The following is a 13,208-nucleotide window of genomic DNA, read 5'->3' on the forward strand; positions in this document are numbered from 1 at the left end:
ATGGTAGAGACGTATGTATCGGAAGCGGCTACCGGCGAGAGAGACACAGAGGATACCTTCACCGGCATCGCCTGGGGAGCCGGGGCGGCGGCAGCCTCGTGCCTGCACCCCGAAACAGAGAGGCCCAACGCAGCTGTCGCTGCAAGGGTAAGAACGAACTTTGATGTTGAAGATGTCATCTCGGACAACCTCTTTCTCCTCAGAAACTACACAGAACTACAGGTCTACGTTGAACCTCTATCGTCCTTGGAAAGATTGGACGAGCCGAAGGGGCGCAGGATTCTCGAAAAAACTGGTCGGTCTTATAGAACTATTGGTGTTTTAGCTTAGATGTCCCGGTGAAGACAAAGATGCGCAAAGATTGGCCGCCGTTCCCAGATCCTTCAATCCTCCGCACCGCGCTTCTGGGAGAAAGCAAAGGGGTTGAAGGATTCATGACGGTCAAATGCATCGGCTCCCTCAGCGCTCTTCAGCCAATGGATCACCAGATAAGTGATGGGGGTAGCAAGGACCTCATATCCAACCTTCAAGAGATAGCCTGTCGCAATCATATTCCCAAGCAGGTGGAGCGGGACAACCCCGCCGAAGGTGAGCGACACGACGATTGTCGTATCGACCGCCTGACCTACGATAGTGGAACCGATGGTGCGGGTCCACAACATTTTTCCATCCGTCAGCAGCTTGAGCTTTGCCATGGTGTAGGAATTGGCGAACTCTCCCGCCCAAAACGCGGTCAGACTGGCAGCAAGGATCCTGGGAATGAAGCCGAAGACGGTGGCGAAGGCCTCCTGATTGTGCCATTTCGGCGCGGGAGGAAGTGCGATAGTGATACTTCCGATCACATAGAGAAGCGCCGTTCCGAAGAAGCCCAACCAGATGGCGCGGCGCGAGGCAGCAAAACCGTAGACTTCAGTGAAGACATCTCCAAAGATGTACGTGATTGGGAATAGAAGAATAGCTCCGCTAACGGCGAAAGGCCCGATAAGACATACCTTCTGGGCAACAAGATTGGAGACAAGCAGAATGACGACGAAGGAGGTCGTCAAAGCATCAAGGTATTTATATCGGCCGACGGTCAGAGTGGGCATAGGTAAGAGAGACTTTAGTATGCCTTCCCTGTGGAGTTGCGGCTATGTTCCTCTTCGGTTCGCCGAACGCGAATGATATTCTTAGGGCGGAACGATTCGTTCCCCACTCAGCGTCCCCGTCGTCTAGCCCGGCCCAGGACACCGCCCTTTCACGGCGATAACACGGGTTCGAATCCCGTCGGGGACGCCAATTTAGAATCTGACACTTAGCGCCAAAACGGAACCATGAACGAGGGCACCCAAAGGCACTGAACGAATATAGCTTGATGGTGTACTTCAGCAAGTGCTGGTGGGACCTCAATCGAATAATGGTTTAGTGTCATAAGGCCATCTCGCCAGGGCTACACCGGCCACGATTAGAGCGGGGCCGATGATGACTCCGAAAGGACCCTCACCAGCGGGTACAACAACGTGAGCAATCACAAGTGCACCGTAGATCAGCGCATAAGTGCCAAGACATATCAGGCCAAGGCAGCTATCCAAGCTGAGCCCCTAATGATTTTTAGCATGGTGCCTCTCATCACGACTGCCAAGATAACTCAAACGTTTAGCGATGTGATGAGGCCTTCCGGGTTTCGAGCTGACGCATTAAGAAACCAAACGCAAACCTGAGAAGCGATTCAATGCTTCTCGTTTCGCGGTCTGGTCAAGCCTGCGTTTGCAAGAACGGACAGGTCGGAGAGAGCTTTGTTACGTTCTCAATAAGAGCAATGGTCATTAGATGAATCTTTCTGTCACACACGGGTGACTGCTGCCACATATGGGCAGGTTAGTGATCGATGTCTTGTGCTTGATTGGCTGCAGGGGAGACAGCCTGAGGCAGGATGGTTCTTAGGGAGTACGCACTGCGGTGATACGCAAGGAGTCCAGCTTCAAACGGGCATATGCGTTGTAGCCTCTGTTGAGTCATCGTTACTGAGGGCAGCCAGTTTTTACTGCACGCTTACAGCCGACGAAGGCGAAATGTCTCTCGACCTCTGGCAGGCGGCAAACAGCAGGCTGGCCTATACCGCGCTGCAGGTTCGCATTGATCAGCTCACAGCAGGAAAAAAGAGAGATGCACGATCTGTACGATTATTGTTTCACCGGGCTGACATATATCGGATGTATCCGGAACTCGTCATGCAGAAACCTATCTTGTAATTTCGAGCTTTTCTGGTCAGAAGCTTTTGACAAACCTTCAGACAGTAGTGAACCCGGCGGTCAAGGACACCGGCGAAAGCGATTCGTTGGAAGTGCGGTCCATTTTCCAAAATCGAGATTCCTCTAACGCAGAAGCGACACGGCTACGGGTGGCGCGAGATGCTGCGAGTGGCAGGACGGGTAGCGCTGATAGTGATCTCAATACCATTAGCGGGCCCAGAGAATAGCTTAGGCATTTGTGATTTGTGAAGCCGTCTCCATGCGATGCTTCAGATGCGCCTATGTACTATTGATCTGCAGGCGGTCGCATCCACTTCAACTTCACAGCATTCCCTCTATATAGATTCTAGGGAATATTGGGAGCACAAACTTCGAATGCTTTCAAATCTATTTGATTGGGCAAATTCCCTAAGCCATAGTAATGGTGGCAGAGATCGCTCTTCCCTACAGAGATAATGCGGATTCCAGACGTGGCACTCCCCAATGGCCTTCCTACCGGAGCAGTCGTAACCATCTCAAGAGTCCCGTCCGTTCCCTCGGAATTTTGATGGAGATGTCCGGCAAAGTCATATCGCACGCCACTCTCTTTGAGAATCTTCAGATACTGTAAACGAGCCTCATGCGGAATATTGAAATACTGATCCGGCTCGTTCGGGTCGTGCAGGAACCACGGGATGTGTTGGAACATGATGATCCATTGAATGTGATCAGCAACCGCCTTCTTTAATTCTTCTTCAAGCCACTCACGTTGCCGGACCTCCTCATCCATCACTTTGTCGGGGTGCTGAATGATGCTCGAATTGAGAACGATGCCTTCCATTGAGCCCTTCCGAAAGGTGTAGTAATCCTTGCCGAAGGTCTTTCGGTAAGCTGCCAGGCTCTCGGGGGTAGGAATATTGCCGACGTCGTGGTTGCCCGCAACGCTGTAAAGCGGGATACCTGTATCAAGATTTCGCGTGATCCGCAGATACTCATCAATCTGTGCCTTGTCTCCCGGTTTGTTGACCAGGTCTCCACTGATGATGACGAAGGCCGGATGAAGGCGGTTGGCCGTCGCGATGGCGAACTCCAAGTTCGCACTTTCCTGGGCAAAGCTCGTATTTCCTGTATACATGCCGAACTGCGGGTCCGACATCTGAAGGAAGAAGAAGTCCTGAGCGCTGGCGGTACCTGAAGCCGCCAGAGCTATGCCGATAGCAAGGAGATTCAACAACGCCTTTATCATAGTGTCTGTTCTCAGTATTCCGAGTTCTATCAATAGCTAATCCTCATACCTAACTGCAAGACTCGAGGATTACTGCCTCCGAGAATACGGCCGAAGTTCGGATTTCCAACCGTGCTGTTCGGATCATCAAGAAGGGGTGTATTCGTCAGGTTGAACGCCTCGGCACGGAACTGGATCTTGAGGTTTTCACCTATGTGTTGTGAACGATCCAGTCCAAGATCATAGTCGAAATTGACACGCGTACGGATATCGGGCTCGTTTCGGCTATCGGTGCCGAGTGTAAAAGGTGCAGGAATCTGAAAGGCCGTAGTGTCGAACCATGCGTCGCGAGTCTGAGCTGTCTGGGTCTGCCGGCCGCTATGAAGCTTATCGGCGTGAGAACTAAAGCCCGAGACGTTGGATACATTCGGCGAGGTGATACTGATAGGAAAGCCGCTCTGAACTCGCAGAACGCCATTCAGTTGCCAGCCACCCAATACCCACGATGCCGGTCCCCGTTGCAGAAAGCGCTGTCTGGGTCCAAATGGAAGATCGACTACGTGAGCAAGCGAGAAAACATGAGTTGAATCGAAGTCTCCAAGCGCTCTTGACGTGCTTAGATCGGTAGGATCGGAGATATAGGACCGCCCGCCAAACCGCTCCGGAACATCGTCGATCAGTTTGCTCCAAGTGTAAGAAGCCAATATCGAGTATCCGCGCGAAAAACGCTTATCCAGCTTAGCCGTAAGAGCGTGATAGATCGAGTCACCAGCAGGATCGCGTTTTTGAGTGACTCCAACATATTGAGGATATGGGCGAAGCAACTGAACTCGCTGGACTGTTTTAGAGCTAAGAGTCCCCGTGGTGATCTGTCCGTAAAAGGGATTTGCAACCTGCTGCAACAGCGAGTTCCCCTGGCTAAGAACGGAACTACTGGGAAGATCTCTCTGACGGTCGTTCCAAAGGTGTTCGCCACGGCTGCCTGTGTACCCCAGTTCTGCGACGAAATCTTTCCCGGCCTGTTGCACGCTTGCAGTCCACTGATCGTTGCGCGGAATTTTGTAAGTCACGTTGAAGAAACTGCTAACGCTTGTCCCTACCAGGCTGGATGGGGGCTGGCTCACGCCCGTGATGAATGGATTCGACAGCATCGCCCCAATCGGCGGCTTATAAGGATTAGCATCTGGCTGGCCCATAAAGAGAGGCGTAGTAGATTGATATCCACTGCCGAACTCACTCGGTACGGCACCGACGCCGCCGTTGCCCGGACTGTAAAAGGTACCGTATCCAGCACGAAAGACGGTTTTGGGATACATGGACCACGCAATCCCGATGCGCGGACTAAAGTTTAAATACTCTGAGATGGTTTGCCCTCGCCGACTGTCGCTTACGGGTGTAAGGAGACCTTGCTTTCCTGTGAGGGGGTCGACTGCATTTTGATCAAAATACGATAGCTGATTGTGCCGCTCGGTCCATGGATTGCTGTGTTCGTAGCGGAGGCCGAGTTCAGCCGTGAGGGTCGGTGTGAGTCGAATCGTATCTTGGAGAAATCCGGCAGTATAAATTTGCTGCATAGCAAGAGATGGATCTATCGTAACCGAACCGCTGGCAGGCACTCCAAGTAGAAGACTTGCCACTCCCCACCCGGCGTTGGCACTTGCCTGTGCAGGGTTTGGGCCCTGGGTATATGCGCGGGTAAAAGAAAAATCCCCAGATGGAGTAAAGGGAGCCGTCGTGTTGTTGTGAAAGACTTCCAGATCCCCTCCAGCTTTGAAAATATTGCGCCCCTTCACCCAGGTCATGCTGCCGAACATTTGGCGGTTTTCCTGGTGGCTGTGTCTATTCGAGGTTGTATCTGGACCTATCGAAGCCGCGTCTGCTGTCGTAACGCGCGGGAAGAGCGCCGTCTTAACCGCTCCGGTAAACAACGGGGAGAAACCCAATGATCCCAGATCAAATCCGAGACTGCTTGGGAAGCTATCACTATTGCCGCGAGTAAAACTTACGCGTACGTCCATCAGCAGCGATGGCGTAAATACAATATCGTCTGCGAACATGCCGGTATAGCTCGTTGTAATTACCGGTTCATACGCGGTTGATGTCTGTCTTGGGTAAGCGATATTGCCTGCAACCGTCGACTGATCATTTCCGCCCTGCCAGCCATATCGGACGAAGATATGTTGCTTTTCTCCGATATTCTGATCGCCACGAATAAATACTCGATTGATGTTATTGATGTCGGTCCCGGTTACTTGATGATTGAGCAGGCCATTTCTTCCGGGCAGGTTCGGAAGCGGGAAGAAGTTCAATATATTCCGCGCAGTCGAATCGATGCGTTCGGCGGGGATGCGATTGTTCTCGAACGCCTTTCGAACATACGCTCCTTTATTCGCGGGATCCGAAGTACTGGTCGCAGGGTCGTAGATGGTAATGAGGTGTCCTGGAGTGCTATATGTCTGCGAGAAGTCACCTTGCCGCTGTAACTCGGTTGGGACAGTATCGATGATGGTCTGTGGAGTGTGCTGACGGATCCCTTCATAGTTGAAGAAGAAAAAACTATGATTATGACCATCGTAAAGATGTGGAATGATGATCGGACCTCCAACGGCAACTCCGAATTCATTGCGCTTGAAAGCTGCCCTCGGAAGACCGTTGAAGTTATTGGTATAGGAATTGGCATTGAAAGCGTCATTACGAATGAACTCATAGATGGCTCCGTGAAATCTATTGTTGCCGGATCGACTGATTCCGTTAAGAATGCCTCCGCCTGCTCTTCCATATTCTGAAGAGTAAGAGCTCAACTGGACTTTGACCTCCTCGACCGCTTCCAATGGAACGGTGTACGAGATATCGTTTGTCGTGGAATTAAGAACATCGGCGCCATCAAGCAGCACTCCATTGGTATTCGACCGGCCTCCATTGATGGAAGGCCCGGAACCTGAATTTCCGTGGATCACAACGCCAGGGGAAAGCTCGACGAGAGTGTATGGATTGCGCCCTAGTAATGGAAGTTCGCGGAAGCTTTGAGATGCGATCGTTGTCCCTAGGCTTGCTGACGCTGTATCGAGTAGCACGTCATTGTCGTTTACAGTCACTGTGTCTTGTGTCCTTCCAATGGGAAGCACAAAATCCGCTTCGACCGCCTGCGCGACTCGCAAAACGATGTTAGTCCTGCTGACGGTTTCAAATCCCGTTGCGCGAACGGTGAGAAGGTATCGACCAGGTTGGAGTTCCGATGCAGAATAGTACCCGCTGTTGTTGGACGTAGTCGTCCGAAGGACACCCGTTTCCATTCCAAGGATTTTTACCGTAGCGTCTCCAATGACGGCCCCGGTGGGATCCTTCAGAAGACCGGAGATACTTGCATTTTGCGCACAAAGTGGGAGAGAGCAGAGAAACAGTAAGACCGGTAATACTAAACGGCACACGGGAATCGTCCTTTCAAGGCAAAGCTAAAGGTGGTTAGTGAAACGAGACAGATTGCTGTAGAGCGGAAACGGCTGTATTCGCATCGGCTAATTGCTGTTGGAGTTTTCGAACTGCCTCTTCTGAAGTCAGAGCGGTCTCATTTCCGTCGGTTCCGCTGAGAACGGCGGCAATGGTCTCGTGAAGGCTGCGGGTGGATAGCAGGGTGCTCCTGGCAGACTGCTGCCAGGATTTGCCCGCCGTATCTAGTGATATCGGGATTTGAGAATCTCCAAGGATGCGAGAAAGGCCCGTATTGATGTGATCGAGCTGTCGTCTGAGTTCTGAACAATGTGACTGAACGAGGAGATCGAGCATTTGCTTTGAGCTGACCGGCAAAAGATCTACCTGTCGTTCGTCATACCGATCCGCAAGATGTTGAAGCGCCCACGCATGTTCTGTCACGGCCTCTGATGAGGTCAGGATCGTGTTCACAAATTCGACTCGCTCATCAAAGTCAGGTATAGCCTTCGAAAGGCGTTCCGCAAGCGCAAAGGCAGGCACATCTTGTGCCGTAGAAGTACGCGTGATCGACAAACGAGTCTTGGGGTGGATGAATGCACCGGTGAACGGATGGAGGCGGATGTGAACCCACGGGATTGGAGCGAGCACCTGCCTGATCTGTTTCTCGCGCTCTTGTGACTCTGGGTGGCCAACGATCTGTATGGCATGCGGATCTGGCTGTATCTGAAGTTCTTCTCCCATATCCGCGCCTATCTGATGCATTGCGATTCGTACCATCAATTCGCTCTGCGCAACATCAGCGGCTGTAGGCCCAGGTCGAGCCAACTCGCTCGAGGGACCGGTAGCAACATGCTCCACCACGCGGACGACAGGGTGCGCAGGGACAGGATTGCTTGTCAAGGCCTCCACTATCGTGATCAGGTCTCCATTTCTTGTCTGCAACCGCTCCGCGATGGGCCAATAATCGCGCTCCCTGACGACAAAATGCGCTTCAGTGATTTCTCCAGCGCCTTGGTTGACAGTGGTCAGATCGAGAGTTTCTCCCACACGCGCGACGGAGTCAGTCTTACGCGATAGCAGGTTCCGCCAGTGTGCAAATTGCTGAGCATTGAGCGGCTCGCTGAAGTCAAAGGACAGAGTCCGGGAGAGAGATTCCAGTTCAGCATTCTCAACCCCAACATCTTTGAAATCAGGTTGCGTGATAGCTTCGCGAACCCATTTATGGCTGCCGACATGATATTCGATCGCCTGATAGGTTAGCTTGCCCTGGTTCTGCACCCTGATGGCCTTGTTGATTACAGTCGAAGCCGAAATTGTAGGTGCGAACGTAGTATTGATAAGTATAAAAAAAATTGTCCCCGCCGCTGTTGCACTGATCCACGCGGGTCGAGGGAACAGATGCCATGACAGCAGATATCGAATCCAGCCTAATTGCGCCATTGCGGGAGATTCAGCAGCTTTTGCCTGAAGAAGCTTCTCAAGCTCTGCTCTCCGTCCGCCAACAGGCGGCAAGACCGTGTCCATCTGCCGCCTTCTGAGTTGAACGAATTGCGTGATTGTTCCTTCGATCTGAGACATTCGAGCTCTACAATCCCAACAAGCAGCCAAATGCCTGCAAACTGCATCATGTTCCCTGGCAGCTAACTCACCATCAGCGGCCATGAGGAGCACTTGTTCTGTTGGATGGAATACCTTCCGCTCACTCATAGCAGGCCTCATGCAATGCTAGAACTGCCCGACGAAGAGTCTCGCTCACCGTAGTGACACTAATGTCCATGACATCTGCGATTTCACGGTAACGAAGCCCTTCCACCCGCAGGTTCAGACATTGCCGTTCGCGGACGGAGAGCTCTTGCAGTGCGTCCGAAAGACGATGCTCTCTTTCGTCTAAAAGGACTTGCTCTACTGGCGTGGGTCTCAAGTCAGCAATCTCAAAGTGACTTGAATCCTCATCATGGAGCGGGTCGCCACCCTCCCTTATCCGTAAACGACGCATCTCTTTCAGAGCTAATCGATGAGCCACACGGAAAAGCCAGGGGCGAGGCATCTCTACATTCCGTCCTTGCCTGAGCTCTTCAAATAATTTAAGAAACGCTTCTTGAACGAGTTCCTCGGCCACGTCGCTGGTTAGGCGAAAATCCCATAGATATCGAAGGAGAGGGGCGCGAAGCTGGTCGAAAAGAGCTGTTACTTGTGATTGCAGTGGCAAGGACGGATCTCTTCCGGCACATACCCGCTCGGTCTCTTCCGTGACTTCCAGCGATTCAGCGAGAACCCCGGAAAAGATTGTGAAGTGGGTGGACATAAAAAGGTGTTAGCTCTATGGTCCCCGACGGGGCTGTTTTTTCGGGCAGACAGCAGATAATTTATCGACGTTTCACAAACGTGCATCATCCGTGCTCGAAGGCGTGTAGTCGCTCCTTGGTTGTTGTGCAATTTTCGTATTCCATCACTACAAATCCCACTCATCGTGTGTAGACTCATAGTGGTCAGTCGAAAAGCATGGTGGAATGCCAAACGTTTCCATCAAAGCTCATTTCGACTCAGGTATTCGAAGTCTTCGCGAGGAACAAGGCCTTTTGCAGGAATACCTTGCCGAGCTGGGTGGCCTGCATCACAATCACGTCGGAGCCGTCGAACGGGGCGAGCGAAAGATATTTCTCGAGAAACATTGTGAAACTGGAAGGCTCTCTCCGTTCCATCGAAGACGCTCTTCGAGAATCTCCCCTGATTGAAACCGTTCGTCAGATCGCTGGCACCCATCATGCTCGTTTGGCTTGTCAAAGGAGATTAGCTATGGCGACATCGGTGCATCAGCTATTACATCTGATCGTGAGCGCGCTTGTGGATGACAGCGAAGCAGTACAGGTCGACTCCCTCGCTTTGTCCTCGGTGACACCCCGATAGCATTGCAAGCGTTCTACATGGGTTGCGGCCGCAGCCGCAACTGAGACAGCTAGTTGGATCTTATCCGAACCTGCCTGTCCGTCGAGCAACAACGGCTTCTTTAGCTTGACATCGAGGAAAACCACTTAGATCATCCAGTGGATGCCAGCTTGCTTGAGAGTTCCGCTAAAGATTCAAACATCGGCACCCTCCGTCAGATCGCTCGACATCGAAGTAACAGACCAACGAAGTCGTCGGGAGCCTGGCGCGAGCACGTCATCCCACGCAGAGCGCGTGTCCAGATATCGTACGCAAAGCCGAAAACGGCTGGAGTTCGCGCAACGCCCAACAGGTCTCTCTCGCATACACGGGATAGCAAATGACGCAATCGATCAGAATTCATGACAGGGCGAGAGGAGACTGTGCAGTTCCTCACGCGCAAGTGGGAAAGGAGTTTGAATATCGGCTCATCACAGAGCTCTGGGCCTTTGGCGGAAATCGCATTGCTATGTGATTCGTCGAATGCCGTTCCAGTCTTGTTAAGGAAACCATCTAGGATGGCTTGCTGTCGGTGCTCATACCAAGCTCCTGGCTGAGTGCTCCCAGTTAGTGACCCCCATTCAGGTCTTGAAGAAATGCTTGCAGGGTTCGCGGTTCACGCCCGAGAATGGCGCGAAGAGTTGTGGCATTTCCAAGCAGCGGGTGCTTGTCGTACCACGCAAACATGCGAGCGAGCTTTGCGTTGCCACCTTCGGAGGGTGGATCGATTTTCTTAGCGGTTACAATCCGGCCCAGAACATCGCTCATTAACGCGGCGATATCGTAGCGGTTGAGGACGCCGTCCGCGCAGAGCTCAAACGTTCCAAAGAGCAGCCTATCTTCCGTAGGTGCAATGGCCGCGACTTCAGCAACATCCCGGTAATCCACGCGTGAAAACCTTGTGTCGTTCGACCATGGCTCACCATGAACACCGGTTTCTTTCACCTTCGGCCAAGCGGATTTGAGGTTCTGAAAGAAGACCGCCGGATGAAGAAGAACGTATTCCAAGTCAGAGTCGAGAATAGCTTCCTCGACCGGCGCTTTCCCGGCATGGTTGGGCAATTCACTCAGGATGGGATGGATCACAGAGGAGAACACGATGCGGCGAACGCCGGCATTCTTTGCGAGGGCGACGAACTGCTTGCCCGTCTCAGCCTCGTTCTCGATTTCGACCGGAGCGATATAGAACGCCGTGTCTATCCCTTCCAGAGCATTCGCCACGGCAGAGGCATCGTTCAATCTCCGACCATAACTTCGTCTGCCCCGAGATCGCGTGCGGTCTGCTCGTCGTCCTCTTTATGCACCAAGCCGCGCAGATGAGCGCCGCGCTTGCGCAGCTCCGGAAGGATCAGACCCGCTACCGGGCCGGATGCACCGACTGTCAACACTCTCAACTGCGAATTGGACTCTGTCATTGTTAATTCCTCAGCACGCCATTGCTGTCTTGGATGCAACTTTGTGAGACAGACATGTTACAGCCGAGCGAAAGGCGATTTTTCGCAGTGCCCGAGTCATTGCAACGTATGCCGATCCGTCCTTACTACTTTGCGAAGTGATAAAAGCAGCTTTACTGAAGGTGGCAGCTACCAGGCAGTGAGGAGCGAGTCGCCGTGGCCCCCACTTACCCAGAATGCCTTTTCTTATAGCGCCGCTGACGGCATCTATTGTGTTAAGAGGAAAGTCTGATGAACTTCTTTGGGTTGGTTACGGACTACGACGGCACGTTGGCTTACAGCGGGAAAGTGCGTGAGAGCACGCTCAATGCCTTGGAACGTCTCCGCGATTCGGGGAGAAAACTACTGCTGGTGACCGGACGGCAGCTTCCCGAACTGCTCGAGATTTTTCCGCGCCCCGATCTGTTCGAGTGGATCGTTGCGGAGAATGGCGGTCTTCTGTATTGCCCACACAATCGCGAAACGCGGCTTTTGGCCGAACCTGTTCCGCAGACATTCCCCGATCTGTTGCGGGAACGGGGCGTTCAGAATCTACAGGTAGGCCAGTCCATTGTTGCTACATGGGTGCCCAATGAACATAGGGTACTGGATGCCCTTCGCGACCTGGGCCTCGACCGCCAGATTATCTTCAACAAGGACGCTGTGATGGTGCTTCCGTCCGGAGTAAATAAAGCCTTTGGCTTGACTGCTGCCCTTGAGGAGATGAAGCTGTCGCATCACAACGTAGTTGCAATCGGCGACGCTGAAAACGATTTGCCGATGTTGACACAGTGCGAGTGCGGCGCTGCCGTGGATAACGCTCTGGAGTCAGTGAAGCACAAAGCGGACTTGGTGATGACAGCAGGCCACGGCGCAGGTGTAGAGGAATTGATTGAGGACCTGCTGAAAGACGATTTAGCCGGTCGGCTCTCCAAAGGAGACAGAACCCGGGGTCTGCTTTTGGGGAAAGCAAAAGACACTGGCAAGAACGTCTTTCTTCCAAGTCTGGGACAGTCGATCCTGGTTGCAGGGCCGTCGGGCAGTGGTAAGTCTACTTCCATCACTGGTTTGCTGGAACGAATGGCGAAAGCCGCTTACCAGTTCTGTATCCTCGACCCAGAGGGCGACTATGAGACATTTGAGCCGGCGATCAATACGGGAAGTCCGCATTACGTTCCGTCTCGCAACGACGTCGTAAGCCTCTTGGAACGCATGCACAATGCGGTAGTGAACATGCTTGGCGTCGCCCTGGACTCGCGGCCACAGTTCGCATCGGAGTTGTTGCGCAAACTGCAGGACTTGCGCTCGCGCAGCGGAAGGCCGCACTGGTTCGTGATCGATGAAGCGCATCACATCTTCCCGTCTGAAGTGCCGGCGGAGAGCACGCTACTGGCCGAGCCACCGAAGACCAGTTTGATGATTACTGTCCACCCGAATCACGTGCGAAAAGAAGCTCTCGATTCCATGGACATTGTGATCGCGGTCGGCAAGGATCCACAGGAGACGATTCGCGATTTCTGCCGCGCGCTAGGCGCGGAGGAGCCGACGCTTAACCCTGTGGCGCTTGAGCGCGGAGAAGTGTTGCTCTGGTTTCGTCGAACCTCGCAGGATCCCCTTGTGGTTGCGACGGAGCCCGGTAAAACCGAACACAAACGGCACATTCGAAAGTATGCCGAGGGTGATTTGGGCGTGGGAAGCTTTGTGTTCCGCGGGCCGGAGGGCAAGCTGAAGCTCGTTGCTCACAATTTAAACACCTTTATCCGGATGGCCGAAGGTGTCGACGACGACACATGGTGCCATCACCTGCGTGCAGGGGAGTTCTCCGAATGGTTTCGGTGGATTGTGAAGAACGAGTCGTTGGCCGACCAGGTGAAATCGATAGAACAGCAAAACGCGTCAGCCGAAGCGACCCGCGAGACGATCATTGAAGCGATACGAGCGCAGTACACGCTTTCCGCGTAACCTGCTCCTTCTTGAGTCGTTTAG

Annotated in this window: 11 protein-coding genes and 1 tRNA gene; 5 read left to right on the top strand and 7 right to left on the bottom strand. The window is 52.9% G+C overall.

Annotated features, from left to right (window positions below):
* The coding region (locus tag JAO29_RS20435) for a hypothetical protein (RefSeq protein WP_334270122.1) at positions 1-330 on the top strand (330 nt) is incomplete at its 5' end.
* 53 nt (positions 331-383) lie between these two features.
* Here JAO29_RS20435 and JAO29_RS20440 read toward each other — a convergent pair.
* Positions 384-1,088, bottom strand: a complete 705-nt coding sequence (locus JAO29_RS20440) for a queuosine precursor transporter (RefSeq protein ID WP_334270123.1) — start codon at positions 1,086-1,088, stop codon at positions 384-386.
* Between the two features lie 112 nt (positions 1,089-1,200).
* Here JAO29_RS20440 and JAO29_RS20445 point away from each other — a divergent pair.
* A tRNA-Glu gene (locus tag JAO29_RS20445) sits at positions 1,201-1,278 on the top strand.
* 1,299 nt (positions 1,279-2,577) lie between these two features.
* Here JAO29_RS20445 and JAO29_RS20450 read toward each other — a convergent pair.
* The 4 genes from JAO29_RS20450 to JAO29_RS20465 all read right to left on the bottom strand — a co-directional run bounded on the left by JAO29_RS20450 (position 2,578) and on the right by JAO29_RS20465 (position 9,169).
* Positions 2,578-3,441, bottom strand: a complete 864-nt coding sequence (locus JAO29_RS20450; RefSeq protein WP_334270124.1) for a metallophosphoesterase — start codon at positions 3,439-3,441, stop codon at positions 2,578-2,580.
* Positions 3,442-3,485: 44 nt separating this feature from the next.
* The gene (locus JAO29_RS20455) at positions 3,486-6,863 is read right to left on the bottom strand and encodes a TonB-dependent receptor (protein WP_334270125.1); all 3,378 of its coding nucleotides are present in this window, start codon (positions 6,861-6,863) and stop codon (positions 3,486-3,488) included.
* Positions 6,864-6,897: 34 nt separating this feature from the next.
* A complete protein-coding gene (locus JAO29_RS20460; RefSeq protein WP_334270126.1) occupies positions 6,898-8,388 on the bottom strand; it encodes a hypothetical protein in 1,491 nt (496 codons plus the stop codon).
* A 175-nt stretch (positions 8,389-8,563) separates the two neighbouring features.
* Positions 8,564-9,169: an RNA polymerase sigma factor gene (locus tag JAO29_RS20465; protein ID WP_334270127.1), complete on the bottom strand. Its 606-nt coding sequence runs from the start codon at positions 9,167-9,169 to the stop codon at positions 8,564-8,566.
* Between the two features lie 205 nt (positions 9,170-9,374).
* Here JAO29_RS20465 and JAO29_RS20470 point away from each other — a divergent pair, with 205 nt between their 5' ends.
* Positions 9,375-9,599, top strand: a complete 225-nt coding sequence (locus JAO29_RS20470; RefSeq protein WP_334270128.1) for a helix-turn-helix domain-containing protein — start codon at positions 9,375-9,377, stop codon at positions 9,597-9,599.
* A 552-nt stretch (positions 9,600-10,151) separates the two neighbouring features.
* Entirely contained in the window at positions 10,152-10,346 is a 195-nt protein-coding gene (locus tag JAO29_RS20475; protein ID WP_334270129.1) for a hypothetical protein, read from the top strand.
* Between the two features lie 10 nt (positions 10,347-10,356).
* On the opposite strand, the gene JAO29_RS20480 is transcribed toward JAO29_RS20475, so the two are convergent.
* The gene (locus JAO29_RS20480) at positions 10,357-11,028 is read right to left on the bottom strand and encodes an NmrA family NAD(P)-binding protein (protein WP_334270130.1); all 672 of its coding nucleotides are present in this window, start codon (positions 11,026-11,028) and stop codon (positions 10,357-10,359) included.
* Positions 11,025-11,204, bottom strand: a complete 180-nt coding sequence (locus JAO29_RS20485; protein ID WP_334270131.1) for a hypothetical protein — start codon at positions 11,202-11,204, stop codon at positions 11,025-11,027. The genes JAO29_RS20480 and JAO29_RS20485 overlap by 4 nt, the downstream gene beginning before the upstream one ends.
* A gap of 270 nt (positions 11,205-11,474) precedes the next feature.
* Here JAO29_RS20485 and JAO29_RS20490 point away from each other — a divergent pair, with 270 nt between their 5' ends.
* On the top strand, positions 11,475-13,184 hold the full coding sequence (locus tag JAO29_RS20490; protein WP_334270132.1) for an HAD-IIB family hydrolase: 1,710 nt from the start codon (positions 11,475-11,477) through the stop codon (positions 13,182-13,184).
* The last annotated feature ends 24 nt before the right edge of the window (positions 13,185-13,208 follow it).

Source organism: Edaphobacter sp. HDX4, from assembly GCF_036877565.1.
In the GTDB taxonomy this organism is placed as follows: Bacteria; Acidobacteriota; Terriglobia; order Terriglobales; family Acidobacteriaceae; genus Edaphobacter.